The sequence below is a fragment of the Sulfitobacter sp. 1A10359 genome, assembly GCF_043558145.1.
GTDB lineage: Bacteria > Pseudomonadota > Alphaproteobacteria > Rhodobacterales > Rhodobacteraceae > Sulfitobacter > Sulfitobacter faviae.
Map to the genome: position 1 here is coordinate 85,622 of NZ_JBIFGB010000005.1, position 23,140 is coordinate 108,761.

General features: G+C 64.1%; 18 protein-coding genes. 6 read left to right on the forward strand and 12 right to left on the reverse strand.

What is annotated here, in order from left to right:
* Window positions 1-12 precede the first annotated feature (12 nt).
* From ACGYK2_RS12715 to ACGYK2_RS12745, 7 genes are all read right to left on the reverse strand, one after another.
* Window positions 13-1,014 (reverse strand): 4-hydroxyproline epimerase, encoded by a 1,002-nt coding sequence (locus ACGYK2_RS12715; protein WP_271690208.1) that lies wholly within the window; start codon window positions 1,012-1,014, stop codon window positions 13-15.
* Window positions 1,015-1,022: 8 nt separating this feature from the next.
* A complete protein-coding gene (locus tag ACGYK2_RS12720) occupies window positions 1,023-2,246 on the reverse strand; it encodes an FAD-binding oxidoreductase (protein WP_271690209.1) in 1,224 nt (407 codons plus the stop codon).
* Window positions 2,246-2,968, reverse strand: a complete 723-nt coding sequence (locus tag ACGYK2_RS12725; protein ID WP_243268455.1) for an amino acid ABC transporter ATP-binding protein — start codon at window positions 2,966-2,968, stop codon at window positions 2,246-2,248. Before ACGYK2_RS12725 ends, ACGYK2_RS12720 begins: the two co-directional genes overlap by 1 nt.
* Complete coding sequence (locus ACGYK2_RS12730; protein ID WP_067260889.1) at window positions 2,961-3,614, reverse strand: amino acid ABC transporter permease; 654 nt, start codon at window positions 3,612-3,614, stop codon at window positions 2,961-2,963. The genes ACGYK2_RS12725 and ACGYK2_RS12730 overlap by 8 nt, the downstream gene beginning before the upstream one ends.
* Window positions 3,615-3,627: 13 nt before the next feature.
* Window positions 3,628-4,293 (reverse strand): amino acid ABC transporter permease, encoded by a 666-nt coding sequence (locus ACGYK2_RS12735; RefSeq protein WP_067260891.1) that lies wholly within the window; start codon window positions 4,291-4,293, stop codon window positions 3,628-3,630.
* Between the two features lie 59 nt (window positions 4,294-4,352).
* Window positions 4,353-5,159, reverse strand: a complete 807-nt coding sequence (locus ACGYK2_RS12740; RefSeq protein WP_067260893.1) for a transporter substrate-binding domain-containing protein — start codon at window positions 5,157-5,159, stop codon at window positions 4,353-4,355.
* Between the two features lie 245 nt (window positions 5,160-5,404).
* Window positions 5,405-6,922, reverse strand: a complete 1,518-nt coding sequence (locus ACGYK2_RS12745) for an aldehyde dehydrogenase (NADP(+)) (RefSeq protein ID WP_271690210.1) — start codon at window positions 6,920-6,922, stop codon at window positions 5,405-5,407.
* 105 nt (window positions 6,923-7,027) lie between these two features.
* Here ACGYK2_RS12745 and ACGYK2_RS12750 point away from each other — a divergent pair, with 105 nt between their 5' ends.
* The 5 genes from ACGYK2_RS12750 (at window position 7,028) to ACGYK2_RS12770 (ending at window position 13,113) form a co-directional block, all read left to right on the forward strand.
* The gene (locus tag ACGYK2_RS12750; RefSeq protein WP_271690211.1) at window positions 7,028-8,056 is read left to right on the forward strand and encodes an Ldh family oxidoreductase; all 1,029 of its coding nucleotides are present in this window, start codon (window positions 7,028-7,030) and stop codon (window positions 8,054-8,056) included.
* 351 nt (window positions 8,057-8,407) lie between these two features.
* On the forward strand, window positions 8,408-9,907 hold the full coding sequence (locus tag ACGYK2_RS12755) for a glucan biosynthesis protein (RefSeq protein ID WP_271690347.1): 1,500 nt from the start codon (window positions 8,408-8,410) through the stop codon (window positions 9,905-9,907).
* A complete protein-coding gene (locus ACGYK2_RS12760) occupies window positions 9,904-10,074 on the forward strand; it encodes a hypothetical protein (RefSeq protein WP_156505591.1) in 171 nt (56 codons plus the stop codon). The genes ACGYK2_RS12755 and ACGYK2_RS12760 overlap by 4 nt, the downstream gene beginning before the upstream one ends.
* Window positions 10,075-10,079: 5 nt before the next feature.
* The gene (mdoH, locus tag ACGYK2_RS12765; protein WP_394374306.1) at window positions 10,080-11,885 is read left to right on the forward strand and encodes a glucans biosynthesis glucosyltransferase MdoH; all 1,806 of its coding nucleotides are present in this window, start codon (window positions 10,080-10,082) and stop codon (window positions 11,883-11,885) included.
* Complete coding sequence (locus ACGYK2_RS12770; protein WP_271690213.1) at window positions 11,872-13,113, forward strand: OpgC family protein; 1,242 nt, start codon at window positions 11,872-11,874, stop codon at window positions 13,111-13,113. Before mdoH ends, ACGYK2_RS12770 begins: the two co-directional genes overlap by 14 nt.
* 3 nt (window positions 13,114-13,116) lie before the next feature.
* Here ACGYK2_RS12770 and ACGYK2_RS12775 read toward each other — a convergent pair whose 3' ends face one another.
* From ACGYK2_RS12775 to ACGYK2_RS12785, 3 genes are all read right to left on the reverse strand, one after another.
* On the reverse strand, window positions 13,117-14,685 hold the full coding sequence (locus ACGYK2_RS12775) for a phospholipase D-like domain-containing protein (RefSeq protein WP_271690214.1): 1,569 nt from the start codon (window positions 14,683-14,685) through the stop codon (window positions 13,117-13,119).
* A gap of 85 nt (window positions 14,686-14,770) precedes the next feature.
* Window positions 14,771-17,890, reverse strand: coding sequence for an efflux RND transporter permease subunit (locus tag ACGYK2_RS12780; protein WP_271690215.1), 3,120 nt, complete (start codon window positions 17,888-17,890; stop codon window positions 14,771-14,773).
* Window positions 17,887-18,996 carry an efflux RND transporter periplasmic adaptor subunit gene (locus ACGYK2_RS12785; RefSeq protein ID WP_271690216.1) on the reverse strand — a complete coding sequence of 370 codons (1,110 nt, stop codon included), beginning with the start codon at window positions 18,994-18,996 and terminating at the stop codon, window positions 17,887-17,889. The genes ACGYK2_RS12780 and ACGYK2_RS12785 overlap by 4 nt, the downstream gene beginning before the upstream one ends.
* Window positions 18,997-19,287: 291 nt before the next feature.
* Between ACGYK2_RS12785 and ACGYK2_RS12790 the strand changes: the two genes are divergently transcribed.
* A complete protein-coding gene (locus ACGYK2_RS12790; protein ID WP_271690217.1) occupies window positions 19,288-20,508 on the forward strand; it encodes an MFS transporter in 1,221 nt (406 codons plus the stop codon).
* Window positions 20,509-20,514: 6 nt separating this feature from the next.
* Here ACGYK2_RS12790 and ACGYK2_RS12795 read toward each other — a convergent pair whose 3' ends face one another.
* Both ACGYK2_RS12795 and ACGYK2_RS12800 read right to left on the reverse strand, forming a co-directional pair.
* Window positions 20,515-22,578, reverse strand: a complete 2,064-nt coding sequence (locus ACGYK2_RS12795) for an NAD(+) synthase (RefSeq protein ID WP_271690218.1) — start codon at window positions 22,576-22,578, stop codon at window positions 20,515-20,517.
* On the reverse strand, window positions 22,575-23,078 hold the full coding sequence (locus tag ACGYK2_RS12800) for a CinA family protein (protein ID WP_271690219.1): 504 nt from the start codon (window positions 23,076-23,078) through the stop codon (window positions 22,575-22,577). Before ACGYK2_RS12800 ends, ACGYK2_RS12795 begins: the two co-directional genes overlap by 4 nt.
* Window positions 23,079-23,140: the final 62 nt, after the last annotated feature.

Genomic DNA, 23,140 nt, shown 5'->3' on the forward strand with positions numbered 1-23,140 from the left:
AGCCTCTTTAAATCAGGTGACGACAAATCCGTGCGCGAAGGGGTCACGCTCGTCGATGAAAATGGTGTTAAAGCCCGTCACCCGCGCCCAACCGGCGATGGAGGGGATGATCGCGGGCCTGCCCGCCACCTCTGCCGCCGCTTCGATACGGCCTTTGAACATGGAGCCGATGATGGATTCATGCACGAAATCATCGCCGACATTCAGCTTCCCCTTGGCCGCCAACTGCGCCATCCGCGCCGAGGTGCCAGTGCCGCAGGGCGAACGATCGATCGCCTTGTCACCGTAGAAAACCGCGTTGCGGGCTTGCGCCTCTCCCGCGCGGGGGGCGCCGGTCCAGAGGATATGGCTCAGCCCGTTGATCGCGGGATGTTCGGGGTGGATGAACTCATATTTCGCATTGAGCGCGGCGCGGAGTTTCGGGCTGAGACCGACCAGTTCGGAGACCGAGAAATCCGCCATATCGCGGAAGTTCTTCTGCGGCTCGACGATAGCGTAGAAATTGCCGCCATAGGCCACATCGACCACCACTTCGCCCAAACCCTCGACCTCCGCCGTCAGCCCTTCGGCGTAGAGGAAGGCGGGCACGTTGGTCAGGCGCACCTCTTCGACGAAACGCCCCTCTTGCCGGTAGGTCACATCGACCCGCCCGGCGGGGGTTTCAAGGCGCAATTGCCCGGGGGTGGCGGGGGTGACCAGCCCGTTCTCAAGCGCGATGGTGACGGTGCCGATGGTGCCGTGGCCGCACATCGGCAGGCAGCCCGAGGTCTCGATGAACAGCACCGCGATGTCGCAGTCATCCCGCGTCGGCGGATAAAGGATCGCGCCCGACATCTGGTCGTGCCCACGCGGCTCGAACATCAGACCGGTGCGGATCCAGTCGTATTCCGCCAGAAAATGGGCGCGCTTTTCCAGCATGTTCGCGCCCTTCAACAGCGGCGCGCCGCCGGTAACGAGCCGTACCGGATTGCCGCAGGTATGGCCGTCGATACAGGGAAATGTGTGTTGCGTCATGTCAGCCTCTAGAAACGGGCGGGAGAGAAGGGGGTCAGGTCGATGCCGGGGTCTTGGCCGGTCATCAGATCCGCGATGATGGCGGCGGTGCCCGCCGATTGGGTGAGGCCCAGATGCCCGTGGCCAAAGGCGCAGAACACATCCGGGCGGTTCGGCAGCGCGCCGATGGCGGGCAGGCTGTCGGGCAGTGAGGGGCGGAAACCCATCCATTGCGTGCCGCCCGAGGTGTCGAGCCCCGGCAAAAAGCGCTTGGCCTTCTTCAGCATCGCATCGGCCCGGGCAAAGTTCGGCGGCAGGTCGAGCCCGCCGAGTTCCACCGCCCCGCCGACGCGCAGCCCGTGGCCCACCTTGCTGATGACAAAGCCATGGCCGCCGAAAGTGATCTGGCGCTTTAGGTCGAAGGCCCCGGCGGGCAGGGTCGTGTTATAGCCGCGCTCGGTCTCAAGCGGGATTTTCACGCCAGCGGTCCGCGCGAGGTGATGCGAATGTGCGCCGGCGGCCAGCACCACGCGGCCCGGTATGAACCCATCAGAGGTCTCGACCCCGCCCGCGACCAGACGTTCGGCGCGGGTGATGGTGATCTCGCCACCCCCCGCCCGGAAGCGTTCGGCCATCGCCACCACATAGTCGCGCGGGTCCGAGATCGATTGCCATTCCGGGGTGAAGGTCGCATGGGTGAAGCCGGGCGCGAGACCGGGCTGATAGGCCGCAATCTCATCGCCCTTGAGATGGGTGAAAGCTATCCCCGCCTCTTCGCGGGCCTGCCATCCGGGGAGCGATGCGCGGAACTCGGCCTCGCTCTCATAGACCTGCAACTGACCGTCATGGCGCAGCATATGGGCCAGACCGCTCAGCGCCAGATGCGGGTCGAGCGCGGCTTGCGAGAGCTTCATCAGCGCGGTCTGTGCCACGGTCGAGGCCCGCACCTGCGCGGGCCAGCTTGCTCTCCAGAAACGCCACATCCACGGGGCGATCCGCCCGGCATAGCGCGGCGGCACCGACAGCGGCCCCAGCGGATCAAGCAGCCATTTCGGCGCCTGCCGGATCATCCGGGGCGAGGCCAGCGGCAGGATCTCGGTAAAAGCAAAGGCGCCCGCATTGCCCGCCGAGGCGCCCGCCGCCGCGCCTTCACGGTCGATCACCCGCACGGGCAGCCCGCGCGCCTGAAGCGCCAGCGCGATGGACAGGCCCACCACGCCCGCGCCGACGACCGTCACCGGGGTTTGGTTCATTACCGCACGCTCGACAGGAATTGACGGGTCTCTTCTTGCTGCGGATCGCCAAAGATCTGATCCGGCGCGCCGATCTCGGCCATGACGCCCTTGTGAAAGAAGGCCACACGGTCCGACACATCGCGTGCGAAACTCATCTCATGGGTGACACAGATCATCGTCATCCCTTCATCTGCCAGCAATTTGAGCGTGTCCAGCACCTCGCCCACCAGTTGCGGGTCGAGGGCCGAGGTCACCTCGTCAAAGAGAATGTAGTCGGGCGACATCGCCAATGCACGCGCAATCGCCATCCGCTGCTGCTGCCCGCCCGACAGGCGGCTAGGGTAGACATCCAGCTTGTCGGCCAGACCCACATGCGAAAGTTGCTGCACCGCGATTTCTTCGGCTTCCTTGCGGCCCATACCTTTCACTTTGCGCGGGGCCAGCGTGACATTCTCCAGCACCGTCAGATGTGGGAAGGCGTTGAATTGCTGGAACACGATGCCGATCTTGCGGCGCAGCTTGTTCAGGTCGGTGTCGCGGGCGTGAACCTCGGTTCCGTCGACGACGATGCGGCCACTGTCGATCGGCTCTAGCCCGTTGATGCAGGTCAAAAGCGTCGATTTGCCCGAACCTGAGCCGCCGATCACCGAGACGACCTCGCCTTTTTGCACGGTCAGGTCGATGCCCTTGAGCACCTGAAGCGCACCAAAGGATTTGTGGACGTTTTCAATCTCAATCATTTTCTTGCCACCTTTTTTCCAAGCGGCTGCCAAGCCGGGCAATGGGGAAACTGAGCGCGAAGTAGATCGCGCCGGTCACGAGCAGGATGAACATCGGCTCTTGCAGGCGTGTCACCAGAATTTGCGAGGCGCGCAGCAATTCGATGATGCCGAGCCACATCACCAGCGCGCTGTCTTTCATCACGCCGAGCGTCAGGCCGATCCAACTGGGCAGGCCAACCCGCAGCGCCATGGGAAAGACGATCTGCGTGAGATCCTGCCCCCATGTCATGCCGAGCGAGCGCGCCGCACGGCGGGTGACCGAAGGCACCGCCTCGATCGCGCCGCGCACGATCTCGGTGCAATAGGCCGAGGTATAAAGCGCCAACACGATACAGGAGGTCACGAAGGGCGAAATCCCCCAGCCCGCGATGGCCTGAAAGGCGTTGGCGAGGATCAATTGGATCAGCAGCGGAACCGAGCGGAAGATATCCAGCACGAAGGTCAGCGGCAGCGCCGCCCATGGGCTGATCTGGCTGCGCAGCACCCCGAAGAACACCCCCAGCAGCGTGCCGCCCACCACCGCGAAGGCGGTGACCGAAAGCGTCACCCCTGCGCCTTTGAGCATGAACAACAGGTCGTTGAAGGTCAGAGCCGTATCAAACATCTATTCTCTTCCTTCAGTAGCGAAACAGGCGGGCCGCAAGCAGCCGTGCGCCAAGCATCACGGTCTTGGCGATCACGTAGTAGATCACCGCCGCCAATGCGAAGAATTCAAAGGTTCGGAAGCTGCGCGCGTTGAGGTCTTGCGTCACCCCGGCGAGATCCGAATTCAGCCCCACCGTGACCCCCAGAGAGGTCATCAAGATCGCCCAGATCATCTGGTTCGTCGTCGGCAGGAACGAGATGCGGAACATCTGCGGCAGGATGATCAGGCGAAACGCCTTGGCCTGCCCCATGCCCAGTGACCGCCCGGCGCGCAGCTGCGTGCCCGGAATGGCGCGCATCGCGCCGCGGAACGTCTCGCAAAGGTAGCCCGCATTGTTAAAGGCGATCCCCGCCAGCAGCGCGGCGTAGGGGCTGAGATAGATCCCGAAAGAGCCAAGCCCGAAATGCGCCATGTAAATCTGAAACAGCGCCGGCGTGTTGCGCGCCACTTCGACCCATGCGGTCGCCGGCGCCCGCAGCCAAGCCGATTTGGCATCCCGGCCCACGGCCAGCAGCACGGCGATGGCAATGCCGATGAGCATCGACAGGATCGATATTTGCAGCGTGACCAGCGCGCCTTCCAGCATCTCTGGTAAGGCGCGAAAAGCCTGTCGCCATTGAAAGGTATAGTTGCCCATCTCTTGCTCCGATCAGCGGTTATCGGGAGGGGGGCCGCAGGTCGCGGCCCCCGCATTCATCAGCGATAGGCTTTGGCGATGGTCAGGTCCGGCGCCTCGCCGCCGACCCATTTGTCGAACAGTTCCTGATAACGGCCCGAGCGCACCTGCTGGTTCACGAAGAGATCGAGGTAGTTCAGCAGACCGTATTCCTGACGCAGGCCGATCAGACCGACATAGTCCACGTCAAAGGGCGCATCGCCCGCGATGGTCAGACCGTCGAACTTGCCGCTCGCCACGATGGAGGAAGCCACGGTGGAGGTCACGACAGTCGCGTCGATCTGGCCTTGGGCCAGCGACAGGAAGACATCCGCTTGGCTTTGGTAGGAACGGAAGCTGCCCTCGTCCCATGCGTCGACCTGCTCTTCCAGCGCGATGGCTTCGAAAGTACCCGCGACGGAGCCCACGGTCTTGCCCTTAAGGCTTTCAAAGCTGTCGACGCCCGCGTCTTCGCGGGTCAGCACGACGTTGGTGAAGGCGAAATAGGGCACCGAGAAACCAACGGTCTTGGCGCGCTCCAGCGTGTCGGAGGTGGAGGCAACACCCACATCCGCGCGGCCCGAGACGAGGGCGGGAATACGGTCGGGGAAGGGCGTCTCCACGATCTCGGCTTCGACGCCAAGGGCGGCGGCCAGGTCGTTGCAATAGTCCACGTCGAAGCCGACGGGCGTGTTGCTGTCATCGCGCGAGCCCATGGGCGGGAAGTCCAGCACCACGGCGCAGCGCAGCGTGCCCGAAGAAATGATGTCGTCCAGTTTGTCGGCCTGAGCGGCTGTGCCGATCACGGTCGCAGCCACGAGGCTCCCGGCGAGTTGCGTGAATTTCATAGGTATCTCCCTCTTGGGTTGGTCGCCCCCGACTCTCTCTGGACGGGGTGCGGGGTGGTATGAAGGAACAATGTCTTCATTAAAAATACAATATGTATTTTTAGCTTTTATCGGCATGTCGACATATTTTTGATACATTTCGGTCTGGCCAGCATGGTCGCGAAAGAGCAGCCGGTTGGGCTGCTCCCCTACGGCGAAACAAATGCGAAAAGCCGGGCGCGCGGCCCGGCTTTTGCGATCTTAGATTATTCCGCCGCGTCTTCCGGCAACAGCGCCTCAGGCAGGTTCTGATAGGACACGGGCCGCAAGAAACGGCGGATCGACAGGGTGCCCACACTGGTCGCGCCGAAGTTGGTGCTGGCCGGATATGGCCCGCCATGCACCATGGAATCCACCACCTCGACCCCCGTCGGAAAACCGTTGGCCAGCAGACGACCCGCCTTGCGCTCCAGCACCGGCATGAGGTCGCGCGCGGCGTCGACATCCGCGTCATCCATATGCAGGGTGATGGTCAATTGCCCGTCCAGTTCCAACGCCAGCGCGCGCATCTCTTCCAGCGAAGAGACCCGCACCACCAATCCGAGAGGGCCAAAGACCTCTTCATGCAGCGCCGGATTGGCCTTGAACTCTTCGCCCGTGGTCTCGAAGAGGGCCGGCGCGGCGGTGCGGCCTTCGCTGTCGGCCAGATGCACTTGGCGCAGGCTTGGCGCGGATTTAAACTTGTCCCGCCCTGCGCAATAGGCCTCCGCGATACCGTCTGTCAGCATGACCTGCGGGGCCACGTCTTGCAGCGCTGTGGCCGCGTTTTGCACGAAGGCGTCGGCGCCCGGCCCGTCAATCACCACGGCGATGCCCGGATTGGTGCAGAACTGGCCCGCGCCCATGGTCAGCGATGCCGCCCAGCCCTTGCCAAGCTCTTCGGCCCGCGCCGCCATCGCGGCAGGCAGCATGAACATCGGGTTGACCGAGCCCAACTCGCCAAAGAAGGGGATCGGCTCTGGCCGCGCGGCGCAGAGATCGAAGAGCGCCCGGCCCCCGGCGAGCGAGCCGGTGAAGCCCACGGCCTTGATCCGCGGATGCTGCACCACGGCCTGCCCCACGGCGCGGTTGCCGCCTTGAATCAGCGAGAAGACCCCGCTCGGCATGCCGCAGCTTTCAACCGCCGCATGGATCGCTTCGGCCACGATCTCTCCGGTGCCGGGATGGGCGGAGTGGCCTTTGACCACGACCGGACAGCCCGCCGCCAGCGCCGCTGCGGTGTCACCGCCCGCCACGGAGAAGGCTAGCGGAAAGTTCGACGCGCCAAAGACGGCCACGGGGCCGATGGGGCGTTGCACCATGGTGATCGCGGGCCGCGGGGCGGGCTGGCGTTCGGGCATGGCGGCATCGAAGCGACGGTCGAGGTAGTCGCCCTTTTCGATATGCGCCGCGAACAGGCGAAGTTGGCCCACGGTCCGGCCCCGCTCCCCTTCGAGCCGCGCTTCGGGCAGGCCGCTTTCTTGGCTGCCGATCTCGGTGATCTCGGCCCCGCGTGCGTCGATCTCATCCGCGATGGCGTTGAGGAATTTGGCGCGGGTCGCGCGGCTGGAATAGCCATAGTCCCAAAACGCCGCTTCGGCGGCTTCGCAGGCTTGGTCGACCAGTTCCACCGTGCCGACCGAGAAGTCATGCGCCGGCCCATGGGCAGGGCTGGAGCTAAAGCAGTCATCCGTGGCGATCCATTCGCCAGCGATCAGGTGTTTGCCATGGGGGGTAAAGGCCATCGTCTATCCTTTCATGCGGGCCGCGGCCCGGTGTCAGCTTGCGTCTCTTCACATCTGCATACATGATGTATGCATGATTGCAACCCAAGCCCTGCGAGGATCCAGATGGCCGACACAACCCTCTCCCACGATGACCTGACCGCGATGGTCATTCGGATTTTCCAAGGCGCGGGCCTGTCGCCCCTGAATGCCGCCGCCCTCGCGCGGGTGATCGTCGCGGGCGAAGGCGATGCCTGCAAATCCCACGGCATCTACCGGATCGAAGGCTGCCTGCGCACGATCAAGGCAGGCAAGGTGATCCCCGACGCGGTGCCGCAGGTGCACCATGACGACAGCGCCGTGGTGCGCGTGAACGCAGGCGGCGGCTTCTCCAACGCCGCTTTCGAAGCAGGCGCGCCGGTGCTGGCAGAGCGTTGCCGCACCACCGGAATCGCCGCCATGGTGATCAACGATTGCACCCATTTCGCCGCGCTCTGGCCCGAGATCGAGGCGCTGACCGAGATGGGCCTCGCGGCCATGGCCATGTGCCCCAGCTATGCCAGCGTCGCCCCTTCTGGCGGCACCGACCCCTTGATGGGGACCAACCCTTTCGCCTTTGGCTGGCCCCGGGAAGGGGGCGACCCTTACGTTTTTGATTTCGCCACCAGCGTCGCCGCGCGGGGGGAGATCGAATTGCACCGCCGCGCGGGCACGCCCCTGCCCGAAGGCTGGGCGATCGCACCCGATGGCAGCCCGACGACCGACCCCGAAGCCGCCCTCGCAGGGGCTATGCTGCCCTTCGGCGGGCACAAGGGGTCGGCCATCTCGACCATGATCGAATTGCTTGCCGGGGTGATGATCGGTGACCTGACCAGCCCTGAAGCGCGCGATGCCTTGGGCTCGCTCACCCTCGCGCCCGCCCATGGCGAATTGATCATCGCCTTCGACCCCGAAAAGTTTGCCGCAGGCCGCCCCGGCGATCCCTTCGCGCGGGCGGAAACCCTCTTTGACGCGATCACCGGCCAAGGCGCGCGGCTGCCCTCGCAGCGCCGGTTCAAGGCGCGTGCCGAGACGCGGGCGAAAGGGATTCCTTTGACGGATGCCGAGATGCGCAGTCTTGAGCGTTTGCTAACAGAAGGGCTCGACGCCGTTTGATGCGTTTCGTGCTCCGACCCGCGGTCGGGGCGCGGCCACCTCAAAGCGATTGTCACAAAAAAGCGGCGATCCTACGGAATTCAAGGCAAAATTTTGTGCAAGCCCAATCCGGCGGCGCAGCAATCGGCGGTTTTCCGCGCTGCTCTGCGGCATTCCGCTGAAAGTTGCAAAATGAAGTTTCCAGCGGTCGCGAAAAGATTAGATAGGGAAAAAATTGCACACTCTTAACGTGTCTTCCGAGGTATTGTTTTGCCGAATTTCCGACCCACACGACCCAATGAACTGCGGACCGAAAACCTAGAGCGACGTCAGTTTCTGACCCTCTCTGCTGCGTCCTTTGCCGCCGCCCTGATGCCGCGGCACAGCCGCGCGCAGGAGGTGCCCGCCGCCTCCTTCAGCTTCGACAAACTGGTCGAGGATATGCGGCAGTTAGCGCAAACGTCCTATGCCGCGCCGGAGCCCGTCGAAGGGTTCCTTGCCGATCTTGATTACGACGCCTACCAGCGCATCCGGTTCCGGCCCGAACAAGCCCGCTGGCAAGAAAAGGGTGTGGCCTTTAGGCTCCACGCCTTCCACCCCGGTTGGCTGTTCAAGGAGGCGGTAAAGATTAACGAAGTGCGCGGCGACGCGGCTGAGCCTATGGGCTTTACCACAGCGGATTTCGAGTATGACGACGAAGAACTCGCCAAGTCGATCCCACCCAATGCCGAGATGCCGGGCGTCGCCGGTTTCCGCCTGCACACCCCGCTCAACCGGGCCGATATTTTCGATGAATTGATTGTCTTCCAAGGGGCGAGCTATTTCCGCGCCTTGGGCAAGGACACGCTCTATGGGCTGAGCGCGCGGGGATTGGCCGTGAACACTGGCCTGCCCGAAGGCGAGGAATTCCCCCGCTTGAGCGAGGTTTGGCTGCGCCGCCCCGAACCGGGTGACGATAGCGCCACGATCTATGCCGCACTCGACAGCCCCTCGGTCACCGGGGCCTATCAATTTGTGATCACCCCGGGCGAAGACACCACCGTCGAGGTCACCATGCGTCTGTTCCTGCGCGAGGACATCAAGCAGCTTGGCATCGCACCGCTGACCTCAATGTTTTTGCACAATGGCGCGGATAAGGGGAATTTCGACGACTTCCGCCCCGCGGTGCATGACAGCGAAGTATTGGTGCTGAACACAGGCAAGGATACCACCCTCTGCCGCCCGCTGAACAATCCGCCGCGTTTGGCGAGTTCCTATTTCGGGGCGCAGAACCCGCGGTCTTTCGGGCTGGCGCAGCGCAACCGGGACTTTGAGCATTACCTCGACGCGCAGGCCCATTACGAGCGCCGCCCCTCGCTGATGATCGAACCCATGGGCGACTGGGGCAAAGGCACGCTGCGGCTGGTCGAGATACCTTCGGATCTGGAAGGCAATGACAATATCGTGGCCTATTGGATCCCCGAAGGGGAGACCCGCGCGGGCGATGAACTGGCCTACGGCTACCGCATGCACTGGGGGATGACCCCGCCGGGCGCGACGCCGCAGACCCTTGGCCGCGTGGTACGGCTGCGCTCGGGCCATGGCGGGGTGGCGGGTGTTGAGGCAGACACCGAGACCCGCAAATTCGTCATCGACTTCGCAGGCGGACAGCTCAGCGATATGCCGAGCGACGCCGAGCTTGAACCCGTCACCAGCGCACAAAACGGCGAGATCGTGGAGGCGATCCTAAGCCGGGTGGATGGCAGGGACGAATGGCGGCTGGTGCTGGAACTGCGCGCCGAGCCTGATGCCATCGTCGAGATCAAGGCAGTTCTATCGGGATATGACCGCAACCTGACAGAGACATGGGTGTACCAATGGATCAACGCATGACCCTTCAAGACGCGACGACCCCCACTTCCGCAATGGCTGGCGAGGCCGAGAACTGGATGCCGCCCGCCGCCCCGCTTGCGATGCCACGGCAGAGCTTGGAACGGCGCGGCCATCTGGCCGGGCTGGCCGACCTTGCGCGGGCATTTCTGCTGCGGCGTAAGGCCTGAGCACCATGGCACCCCAGCACAGGCAGATCGCGGCGGATGGCCCGACCCGTTTTGCACGGGCGGTCGCCCTGCTGTTGTCGCTCGGCTCCGCAGCCCTTGCCGCGACCCTTTTGGCCGAGGCTGCGGCGCGGGATGGGTTCAGCGGCTGGGACGGCCTCCGCGCCCTGCTCGTTTTCGCCACCACCGCTTGGTTGGCTTGGGGCGCGTCACTGGCGCTGATCGGGCTCTTCGGCAGCAGATCAACGCCGCCCCGCGCCGCGCTTGAGGCACCGCAGCCGCGCACGGTGATCGCGGTGCCCATCTGCAACGAAGACCCGCTCACCACCTTTGCCCGCATCGCCGCGATTGACCGCTCCGTCGCCCGAGCCGGGGTTACGGCGGATTTCGTCGTTCTGTCGGACACCCGCGATGACGCGCTGGCCGGGAAAGAGCAATTCGCCTTCGCCCGCCTGCTGCGCGAGACCGAGGGCCAAGGGCGCATCTTCTACCGCAGGCGGCAGGACAATGCGGGCCGCAAGGCGGGCAATATCGAAGAATTCATTCGCAGCTACGGCGGGGCCTATGACTTTGCCGTGATCCTTGACGCAGACAGTCTGATGGAGGGCGAGACGATCCGCGCCATGATCGCGCGGATGCAGGCCGATCCGCAGCTAGGGCTCTTGCAAACCCTGCCCAAGATCATCGGCGCGCGGTCTTTCTTTGGCCGCGCCTTGCAGTTCGCCTCGTGGTTCCACGGGCCGATCTTCACCCGTGGCCTTGCCCGGATGCAGGGGGCGACGGGGCCGTTTTGGGGCCATAACGCAATCATCCGCGTCCGCGCCTTTGCCGAAAGCTGTGGCCTGCCCGAACTCTCAGGCCCGCCACCCTTGGGCGGGCATATCCTGAGCCACGATTATGTCGAGGCGGCCTTGCTCGCCCGCGCGGGTTGGAAGGTCGAGGTGGATGAGACCTTGAGCGGCTCCTTTGAGGAGGGCCCCGAAAACGTCCTTTCCTTCGCGCGGCGCGAGCGGCGCTGGTGCCAAGGCAACCTGCAACATGCGCGGCTGATCTTTGCGCCCGACTTGGCGGGGTGGAGCCGCTTCGTCTTTTTGCAGAATGTGACTGCCTATGTCGTCTCGCTTCTCTGGGCGGCCTTTCTGATCACCTCGGCGATCAGCACGCTCTACGCGCCGCCGCCGGAGTATTTCCCCGGCCCCTATCAGCTTTTCCCCGTCTTCCCCGATACCAGCGCGCGCGAGATCACGCTGCTGGCCTTGGGCGTGCTGGGGCTGTTGGTGGTGCCTAAGCTGCTGATCCTGATCCATGCGCTTCTGACCGACCGCGCGCGCGACTTTGGCCGCGCTTTGCGGATGGCGCTCTCGGTGCTGACCGAGATCGTGCTGACCACGCTTCTGGCCCCTTTGATGCTGCTCTACCACAGTCGCTCGGTGATGCAGGTGCTCTCGGGCCAAGACGGCGGCTGGCCCGCCAACCAACGCAACGAGGGCCAGTTGAGTTTGGCCGATGGCTGGACGGCGGGCCGGTGGATCGTGTTCATTGGCGCGGTGATCCTCGCGGCGGTGCAATGGGTCGCGCCGGATCTGACCGTCTGGCTGCTGCCCGTGGCGGTCCCGATGTTGCTGGCCCCGCTGCTCATCGCCTGGACCTCCCGCCCCCTGCCCCGCGGGCTTTTCGCCGTGCCCGAGGATGCCGCGCCGCGCGATGTCGTCGCGGAATACGACAGTATATGCGATGTCTGGCGGCTGACGTGGAATGACGAGCATCTGAAGCCAGAACCCAAAGCGGCGGATTTGCCCCATGCCACCGCCTAACACCGGGCTATCGCCCGCCGCGCTGGCTGCCGGCGCGGTTCCCAAATCCGCCCGCGATCCGCGCATCGACCTGTTTCGCGGGCTGGCGCTGGTGATGATTTTCATCAACCACGTCCCGGGCAACCCCTATGAGGCCCTGACCATCCGCAACCTCGGTTTCGCCGACGCGGCGGAGGCGTTCTTTCTCATGTCCGGCATCGCCGCAGGCTTGGCCTATACGCCCCGTTTCATCGCGCGGGATCGGGTGCGTCACGGCCTCTGGCGCGCCATCGCCCCACTGTGGAAACGGGCGTGGTCGCTTTATGTGGTGCAGCTCCTGCTCTCAGCAGTGGCCTTGGGCATCTTCGCCGCCGCCTTCCAGATCACGACAGAGGCCGCGTTCCTGACCAAGATCAACATGCGGCAGGTCTTCCAAAACCCGACCCAAAGCGTGATCGGCATCCCGCTTTTGACGCATCAGTTCGGCTATGTGAACATCCTGCCCGCCTATTCCGTTTTGCTGGTCTGCGCCCCGGCGGCGATCATGCTGGGGCTACGCTGGCCGTGCCTGCTTCTCGCGCTGTCCCTGGTGCTTTGGCTGCTGACGGGTGTCTTCCGGCTGAACCTGCCGAACTACCCCAACCCGGGCGGCTGGTTCTTTAACCCTTTGGCATGGCAAGCGATCTTTGTCTGCGGATTGCTGGTGGGCCTAAGCCAGCGGCAGGGCTACCGCTTTTTCCCGAACTCGCAGGCGCTGTTCTGGCTGTCCGCCGCCGTCCTGCTGGGCGTCCTCGCATGGCGCTATGTGCCGGGTTTGGGCCGTTTCCTGAACCTCCAAATGCATCATATGAGAGAGGCCGGGGTGCCCTTCAACATCACTTCGCACGACAAGACCTATCTTTCCGCCCCGCGGTTCGTTCATATCTTGGCCGTGGGGTATTTTCTGTCACAGTTGCAGACCGTCACCCGCCTTTCGGCCCATGCCGTGGCCAGCCCCGTCCGGCTGATCGGTCGGCATGGTCTGCTGGTCTTTGCCAGCGGCACCGTTCTGGCGCTGATCTGTCAGGTTGCGATGATGGCGCGGCCAGACGCGCAGTGGATGCCGTGGGTTCTGCCTGTTGTCGGAACGGCGGCGCTCTATGCCATCGCTTGGATTGCAGAGATCTCGCGGCAGGTGCTTGCCGCATCGGCCGACCCCAAACCCGCACCCGTCTCGCTTAAAGCACCAACCGTCGAAGCCGCCCCGTAACCTTCACGAACGCCGGTCGTCGCTGCGCCCCCATTTGCGCCAGGCAAGCCACGCAAGCCCCAGCCCGCCCGCGATCAGCGCCATGTGCCGCGGGCGAATGCCGCGCCCGGTGGCGGTGTTTTCGCCCGGATGGTAGCGCGGGTCGAGCAAGCGGGTATTGGCGAGAAAACCACCGACGACAGTCTCGCTGCCCCGGAACACCGCCCGCAGGCCACGGCCCTTCTTGCGGTTCAAGGTTTCGATGGTCCCGATCATCGACTTCTTCTCTTCCATCACCTCGGCCACACGTTCGAGCGGCAGGCCGAGGTGTTCGGCAATCAAGCGGGTTCTGAACCCTTCGATCACCTCTGCGGGGTGTTCGATCGCGACATCGCATTCGGTATCAAACCCCATGGAGCGGTTGTTAAGGTTGCTGGAACCGAGGCGCAAAAGATGATCGTCGATGATCATGATCTTCGCATGAACATAGATCGGCTCCCCCTCCTCGGTGACGGGGAAATAGATGCGAAAGCGGTTTTGGTGATCGGCGCGTTTCAGGTCTTCGACGAGCCGCTCCCGCAGGACATGCATGGCGTCATCTTCCAACTGGGATTCCGCATCGCGCGGGTTGATGATGACGACCTCCGGCCCGTCCTCTTCGGCCAATCGCGCCCTGAGCGCATCGCAAACCGAGGCGGCGGCGAGGTATTGCGATTCAATATAAATATAGTCACGCGCTGATTGGATCCCCGCGATATAGAGGCGTTCGATCTCATTGATCATCGGCTCTTCGTCAAAAGGCGGCTCGGTCCGGGCGATGCCCACCTCGACGCCTTCGGCATCGATCGGCAGGTCTTCGGGCCATTCGGACATGGGCGCATCATCAGGGCGGGCGATCTCATCCCCCGTGGCGCGGAACCAACGCCGACGCGAAAGCTCACCCAAGGCGGCGGCGGCGGGGCCGGACATGGCCGAGGTCGCGTCATGCCAAGGGTCGGAAGGCGTGCCATCCTTGCGCAGGCGGCGCGGGTCGTGCGGCAGGTGGTCGGGCGTGTCCCACCGGTCTTCGGTCGCGTCGATCCCGCCGCAAAAGGCCAGAGCATCGTCGGCCACGACGATTTTTTGGTGGTGGCAGGCGCCGAAGGGGTGATGGCCGTCCAAGGCAAAGTGAATCCGGTCGCCACCGAATAGGCTCAGCGCCAGTGAGGGCACCAATCGCCCCGGCGCGGCCAGCACGGCGCCATTCCATTTGAGCAGATAGACATTCAGTTCCGGCCTCCGCTCCACCACCGCCTCGACAAAGGCGCCAAGCTGGTTGGGATAGCCGTCGGGCGCATTGCCGTTTTCGTCACTTTCGCCGGGCAGCATCTCAAGCTCGAAATCGAAATCCCAGCCGATCAGCATCAACTGCTGCCGCGCCCCGAGGAAAATCTCGCGCAGGACCCGGAAGTAATCCGCCGCATCGACGATGAGGCCAAACCGCTCGGCCCGGGCGACACGCCATGTGGTCTTGTCATTGAACAGGCTTTGGCTGTTCGCCCCTTGGGTCGACTCCGCGTGGTTCGCCTTTGCCATATCCAAATCGCCCTGCACGTTTTCGCCCCTTTCCACTCAATCCTACATGACTAAACGCCCATTCCCGCGCGAAGTTGCATCGATGCGTAAATATCGGGCAGGCTCAGACCGGTTGCGCCTCAGACAGCTCGGCCTGAAGCCGGGCTTCTTCGGCGGCTTTGGGCGTGGTGAACCGGGCCAGCAGGAAATAGGCGACCGGGGTGAGATAGAGGGTCGAGAGCGTGGCCATGCCCAGCCCCCCGACGATCACCCAGCCAAGCGCCTCGCGCGCCTCGGCCCCCGCACCCGCCGAGAGGATCAGCGGCACGCCGCCCAAGACGGTCGAGGTCATCGTCATCATCACCGGACGCAGCCGGATGGTAGAGGCGCCAAAGATCGCCGCGTGGATATCCGCCCCCTGATCGCGCAATTGGTTGGCGAACTCGACGATCAAAATCCCGTTCTTGGCCATGATCCCGATCAACATGACCAGCCCGATTTGGCTGTAGACATTGAGGCTCTGCCCCGTCATCAGCAGCGCGAAGATCGCGCAGGCCAGCCCCAAGGGCACCGTGGCCATCACCACGATGGCAGAGATGAAGCTTTCGAACTGCGCGGCGAGGACAAGGAAAACCACGAGGATCGCAAAGCCGAAAGTCACGAAAAGCCCTGAACTGGTTTGATCCAACGCGGCGGCCTCGGCCAGCGGCACGATCAGGTTTTCATCGTCCAACACCTCTTGCCCGACCGCGCGCACCTGTTCCAATGCATCGCCCAGCGACAGGCCCGGCGTCAGCCCGGCGGAAATCTCGACCGAGCGGTTCTGCCCTTCGCGGTCCAACTCGGGCGCGACGGCGCGCTCTTCGAGGGTCACGAAACTGGCCAGCGAAATCATCTGCCCGTTGCCCGATTGGACAAAGACGTTCTCAAGGTCGCGCGGGTCGTTCACCGGGTCCGAGGTCGACAGCATCTGCACGCCATAGCTGGTGTCGTCGATAAAGACCGATGCCACCTCGCGCCCGTCGAGCATGGCCTGCAAAGCCTGCCCGAGCCCGGTGATGTCGACGCCCAAGTCAGCGGCCAGCGTCCGGTCGATCTGCACGAAAAGCTGCGGTTGCGTGCGTTCATATTCCAGCCGCACCTGCCCCATCGCGGGGTTCGTGCTCAGCCGGTCCACCATCGTCTGCGCGACCAGCGACAGTTGTTCGTAATTATTCCCGGTGATCGCGAAAGACAGCCCCCGCCCCGCGCCGCGAATGCCGAGGGAATTGGGTTGGATTGCAAAGGCCCGCACGCCCACGATGCCGCGCAGCTTGCCATTGATCTCGCCCACAATCTCATCTTGGCTGCGCGCGCGGTCTTCCCATCCGGCGAGCGTGAACACCATGAAACCCCGATTGTCCGCGCCAAACCCGGTGATGGAGAAGATATTCGTCACCTCTCCGGCCTCTTGCAGCGGGGTGATCAGGTCTTCGATCTCGCGCATCTTGCTTTGGGTATAATCAAGCGAGACGCCCTGCGGGGCCGAGACGCTGAGCAGCGCCACGGCGCGATCTTCGCGCGGGGTCAGCTCTTGCCGGATCTCGCCAGAGACCAGCACTGCCGTCAGCGCGACGAAGGCCGCGATCAGCACCACGACATAGGGCATCGCCAGCGCCCATCTAAGCGTCGCCGCATAGGCGCGGTACAGCAGGTTGCCAAGCCACACGACAGGGCCGCGCGGGTTCTCTGCCGCGGGTTTGGTCAACAAGCGGCTCGCCAAGACCGGGCAAAGGCTGAGCGCCACGACCGAGGACAGCATCACCGCGATGGCGAGGGTGAAACCAAACTCCCGAAACAGCCCGCCCGCCTGTCCGGGCAGGAACGACAGCGGGATAAAGACCGCCGCCAGCGTGGCCGTGGTGGTGACGACCGCAAAGAAGACCTGCGAGGTGCCCAGCACCGCCGCCGCGCGCGGCCCCATGCCCGCCGCCCGTTGGCGCACGATATTCTCCAGCACCACAATCGCGTCATCCACGACCATCCCGGTGGCCAGAACCAGCGCCAGAAGGGTCAGGATGTTGATCGAAAAGCCCACCAGATAGATCGCCGCCAAAGTGCCGATCAGCGCCACGGGCAGGGTCAGCGCCGGGATCAGCGTGGCGCGGAAATCACGCAGGAAGACAAAGATCACCGCCACCACGATGCCCACGGCAAAGGCCAGCGTTGAGAGCACCTCGCGGATCGAGCCTGAGATAAAGGTCGCATCGTCCGAGGTCACGAAAATCCGCACGTCTTCGGGCAGAGTCTCGTTCAACTCCCCCACCACGGCGCGCACATCGCGCGAGATCTCAAGCGTGTTCGACGTGGCCTGCCGGATGATGCCGATGCCGAGGCCCAATTGCCCATTGGCGCGCAGGATCGTCTCCCCTTCGGCGGGGCCGAGCGTGACGCTGGCGACATCGCCGAGCCGGACGTTCTGCTTGATCTCCATCGCCTCGAACGCCTGTGTGGTGACGACGCTGGCCGTGGTGCGCACGTTGATCGACTGACGGTCGCCCGCCAGATCGCCCGCGGGCGCGTCATAGGCCACATCGGCCAGGGCGCGCTGGACATCGCCTAGGGTCAGGCCCCGGCTGGCCAGTTCCAACTGGTCGATATCGACGCGGAAAAATGGCTCACGGTCGCCGTAGACCTGCAAATCCGCCACCCCGTTGACCGAGATCAGCCGGTCTTCGACCCGGTCTTGCACCAGTTTGGTCAACTCCTCCGGCGAGCGGCCCATGGAGGTCACGGCGATGCGCATCACCGGCTGGGCATTGGCATCGGCCTTGACGATCTGCGGCTGGTCGGCCCCTTCGGGCAATTGGTTCACAATCCGCGCCACCGCATCGCGCACATCGGTCGCGGCCACGTCGATATCGGTGCTGTCGTTGAACTCCAAGGTGACCCGGCTGCGCCCGAAGCGCGAGTTCGATGAAATCGCCCGCACGCCCGAGACCCGGCCCACGGCCCCTTCGATCCGCCCCGTGAGTTCCTGATCGACAGATTCCGGGGAGGCGCCCGAGAAGGTCGTGGTGACCGTGACCACGGGCCGGTCGACATTGGGCAGCTCCCGCACCTCCGCACCGAAAAGCGCGGCGATGCCTGCCAGTACGATCAGCGCGTTCAGCACGAAAGCAAGGATCGGGCGACGCACGAAAAGCGCGGTGCCCGAGGCGGTGCGCGCGGGCGGCGTGGCGTCCTCGGTCGGGGCGGCGCTCATAGGGTTGTCTTCTCAGTCGGGACGGCATCTGACTGCACGCTGCCCGCGCGGTTGACCTCGCGCACCTCGCCGCCTTCGCGCAGGGTTTGCACGCCTTCGGTCACCACCACATCATCGGCGGTCAGATCATCCGACAGGACGAGCACCGAATTGCTGTTGCGCTGTGCGATCTCGACCGCGACTTGATGCGCCTTGCCCTCCCGTACCGTCCAGACAAATGGCCCGTCCGAGGACCACTGCACCGCCAGCGGCGGGATCGCCAGAAACGGATCGCCGACAAAGGTCAGGCTGACCGAAAAGGCCATGCCCGCGCGCAGCTGGTCGCCTTCGTTCGGCACGCGGCCTTGCACCAGAAGCGTGCGGCTTGCACGGTCGATCACGCTGTCGATGGCGCTGACTTCGCCCGTCAGGGTCAAATCGCGCATGCCAAGCGGGGTGACGGTGATTTCCTTGCCTAACGAAAGCTTGCTCACCACCCGTTCAGGCACGCGGAAATCGATCAGGATCTCGCTGCGGTCGGTGATGGTGGCGAGTTGATCCTGCGCATTGACGCGGTCGCCTTCTTCGATATCGGTGATCCCCACCCAGCCTGAGATTGGCGCGAGGATGCGGCGTTGCGACAGATCGAACTGCGCTTGGCTGAGCGCAAGCTCGGCACTTTGCAGGGCCAGTTCCGTCTCGCGCAGGCGCACTTCGCTGACCGCGCCGGTGTTTTGCAGCCGCTCCACGCGGTCTTGCTCGGTCTGGGCGTTTTCAAGCTGCAATTCGGCTTGCTTCAGGGCGATCTGCTCGGCCTCATTCTCCAATAGGGCCACAACGGTGCCCGCCTCGATCAACTGTCCGGCGGGCAGGTTGAGATCGGTGATGACCCCTACGGCGTTAGAGCGCAGCGTGACGGAGCGGCGCGCGCGGCCGTCGCCGATGGCGGTGATCCGGTCGGCCAAAGTCTCTTCGCTGACCCCGGCGGTGACGACCAGCGAGGGCCCGCCGCCGCCCCAACCCCGGCCAGAGCCCTGTGGCGCCTCCGCGACCTCCTCGATCCCCAGAAGATCCAGCAGACCGGTCTCCGCCACATAGGGGCGGGAGGCGGGGACATAGGTTAACATCGCGTAAAGACCCGCAACGAGAACCAGCAGAAATACGAAAAATTGGCGCAGGGCTTTCACGGGGGATGCGCTTTCAAAATATGTTACGAGGCGCATAATTGAGCATCGGCCCCAAAAAGGCACGTCAATTCTGCTTGATCACTGGCTGGGCATTCCCCGAAGGGGCCGCTGGCTGCTAGCACTATGGCGCGGAAGCCTGCCGGGTGGAAGGGCAATGGGGTTGATTACTAGAAATTCCGTTTCCGCCGCACATATTCTGGCCCTAGCCGGATCAAAGACCAAGGGGACATCATGCGCGCGACGGTTCTACCACTGGCGACACTGCTACTGGGCTTTTCGCTTTTGCAGATGAGCAACGGGTTGCAGGGCACGCTTCTGGCCGTGCGCGCGGGGCTCGAAGGGTTTGGCGGGGCGACCACCGGCCTTATCATGTCGGGCTTTTTCGCGGGGCTGAGCGTGGGCTCCTTCGTGGCACCGCGGCTGATCAGCGGGGTGGGCCATATCCGCACCTTTGCAGCACTCGCCTCTGTCGCCTCCGCCGCGGCGCTGATGCATTTGGCTTTCATCGACCCTTGGGTCTGGATCGCCGTGCGCTGCCTCACCGGCTTTGCCTTTGCCGGGTTGATCATCGTGACGGAAAGCTGGCTCAACGCCTCTGTCAGTTCCGCGCAGCGGGGCAAATTGCTCGCGGTCTACGGCATGGTCGGCATGGCCTCAGGCGCGGCGGGGCAGTTCCTGCTGAACCTCGGGGATCCGGCTGAGTTCATCCTCTTCGTGCTTGTCTCCATCGTGATGTCGCTGTCGCTGGTGCCAATTTCGCTTAGCCGTGTAGAGGGGCCGCGCTCAGAAGGCGCGCAGGAGCCGCCATCGCTGCGCCGCCTGTGGGGGCTGTCGCCCTACGGCGCGGTCAGCGCAGGGCTGGTCGGGGCCTCTATCGGGACTTTCTACGGGCTGGCACCGCTCTTCGCGCAAGAGATGGGCTATACCCAATCACGCATCGCCCTGCTGATCGCGGCCTTTACCATCGGCGGCTTGGTGCTTCAGTTCCCGCTGGGCTGGATGTCTGACCGGATGAGCCGCCGCGGTCTTGGCGTGGGGCTGGCCGCCGCTGGCAGCGCCTTGATGATGCTGACCCTGCCGATCCCCGCCCCTTCGGGGTCGATGCTGCTGGTGCTGGGCTTTGCCATTGGCGGGCTAGTCTTGCCTGCGCAATCCATCGTCATCGCCCATGTCAACGACCGCGCCCCCGGCTCGGCGGTGGTGGCCGTCTCGGGTGGGCTGGTGCTGATGCAGGGGATTGGCGCCGCGATCGGGCCTTTGCTGGCGGGCGTGCTGCTGGATACGCTGGGCCCGCGCGGCCTGCCGCTGGCGCTTGGCGGTTTTCAGTTGACCATCGTGGCATGGGGGCTGCTGCGCATGACCCTGCGCAGCGATCCCGAAACCCAAGAGCGTCACGCGGCACCGCCGCTGACCCCCAACTTTGTCGAAGGCGAGTTGAGCCGCGAGGAATAGCGCGGCTTAGCTCTGGGGCCAACTCTCCGGCACGTTGCTGCGCAGCTCTTCCAGCCACGGGGTGGCGACGGAGTCCGACGGGGCGCGCCAGTCCCCGCGCGGCGACAATGCCCCCCCGGCGCTGACCTTTGGCCCATTCGGCAGAGCCGATCGCTTGAACTGGCTGGTGGCAAAGAAGCGATGCAGGAATTTTTCGAGCCAGTGGCGGATGGTCTCCAGATCATAGGCGTTGCGTTTGCCCTGCGGAAAGCCCTCGGGCCAGCGCCCCGCCTCGACATCATGCCAAGCGTGCCAGGCCAGAAAGGCCACTTTTGACGGGGCGAGCCCGTAGCGCATGGTGTGAAAGAGGAAGAAGTCGTTCAGCTCATAGGGGCCGATCATCGACTCGGTGCTTTGGATCTCTTCATCTTCGCCCGCGGGCACCAGTTCGGGCGAAATCTCGGTGTCGAGAATGGCTTGCAGCACCTTGTCCGTCTCCGCGTCGAACTGCCCTGAACGGGTGGCCCAACGGATGAGATATTGGATCAGCGTTTTCGGGACGCCGGTGTTCACCGCATAGTGGCTCATCTGGTCGCCCACGCCATAGGTGCACCAGCCAAGCGCCAATTCGCTCAGATCGCCGGTGCCGATGACAAAGCCCTGCCGCTGGTTGGCGAGCCGGAAGAGATAATCGGTGCGCAGCCCGGCTTGGACGTTTTCAAAGGTGATGTCGTAGACCGGCTCCCCGTCCGAGAAGGGGTGATCCATATCCTCAAGCATCTGGCGCGCGGCAGGACGAATGTCGATCTCATCCGCGGTGATCCCCATGGCCTGCATTAATTTCCACGCGTTGGATTTGGTGCCCTCGGAGGTGGCGAAACCCGGCATGGTAAAGCCGAGGATCCGGTCGCGCGGGATGCCCATACGGTCACAGGCTTTCGCCGCCACGATCAGCGCATGGGTCGAATCCAACCCGCCGGAAATGCCAATGACCATGGTCTTGCCCTTGGTCGCCTCAAAGCGGCGGCGCAGCCCTTCGACCTGAATGTTGAACGCCTCGTAGCAGTCTTGGTCGAGATGGCTTTCGCGGTTCGGCACATAGGGGAAACGACGCACGGGGCGGATCAGACCGGCGTTCTCGTGATGCGGTTGATGGGCAAAGGTCACCCGGCGGAATTCTGGCGCGCGGTGCCGCGCGGCGTCATGGAAACTGCCCGTCCGCATCCGCTCGGACTGGATACGCCCGCAATCCACATCGGCGATGGTCAGCTCCGGCTCCAGCGGGAAACGGGTGGATTCGGCCAGAAGATCGCCCAACTCATGGATCATCCCCTGCCCGTCCCACGCCAGATCGGTTGTGCTCTCCCCCGGCCCCGCGGCGGAGTACACATAGGCCGCGAAGGCGCGCATGGATTGCGACCGGCACAGCAGGTGACGGTCAGAGGATTTGCCGATCACGATGTTGGACGCCGAGAGATTGGCGAGGATGAGCGCCCCACCAAGGGCCGCATCCGCCGAGGGCGGCGCCGGCGTCCAGAGGTCTTCGCAGATCTCGGCATGGAAAATCAAACCGGGCAGATCCGTCGCCTCGAAAATCAGGTCATCGCCAAAGGGCACTCGCCGGCCCGCGACAGTGATCTCTCCGTCGGTGTCACGGCCATGGGCAAACCAGCGTTTCTCATAGAACTCGCGGTAATTGGGCAGGTAGGATTTCGGGACCACGCCCAGCACTTGCCCGCGTGAAATGGCGATGGCGCAATTGTAGAGCCGCCCCTCACGGCGCAGTGGCGCGCCGAGCAGGATCACGGGGGTCATCTGGGCGCTGGCCTCAATGAGGTCGCCAAGCGCCTCTTCCACCGCCGTCAGCAGCGCATCCTGCATGTGCAAATCGTCGATGGCATAGGACGAGAGTGACAGTTCGGGGCAAACCAACAAATCCACCCGCGCCGCATCGGCCCGACGCATTTCGTCCAGCAGGCTGTCGCGGTTGAAGGCCACATCGGCGGGCCGCACATGCGGCGTGCAGGTCGCCACCCGGACAAAGCCATGACGGTGGTAGGCGGTAAAGGCGGCGGCTTGGCTCTTGCTCACGTCAGGCTCTCCTCCAACATATCCAAAATCGTTTCAAGGCATCGCTGCCGGATCGCATCCCGGCCAATGGCACCAAAGGACTCGGCCCGATGAACCGTGTTACACCCCTCGCGTGCAAGCGCAAAATGTACAAGCCCCTCTTCATCCTCGGCGCTGCCCGGCCCGGCGAACCCGGTGGTCGAGACGGCAATCTGCGCACCGGAACGGTCCTGCGCGCCTTCGGCCATGGCAATCGCCACGGGGCGCGAAACCGCGCCGCAGCGGTCCAAAAGCGCCCGGTCGACGCCCAACAGCTCATGCTTGGATTGATCCGTATAGGTGACGAAACCCCGCTCGAACGCGTGGGAGCACCCTTCGATATCCGTGAGCAGCGCGGCGACCAGCCCGCCGGTGCAGCTTTCCGCCGTGGCGATGTGAATGTCGCGGTCGCAAAGCACTCCCAAAACGGATTTCGCGCGGTCTGCGATGTCGGGCTGCGCTAGGGGGTCACTGTTCTGCATCTTCGCTCCGCAAATTGGTGCTTTGTTAAGCAAAACCCCCGCAGGCCGCTGTGGTTCCTTGC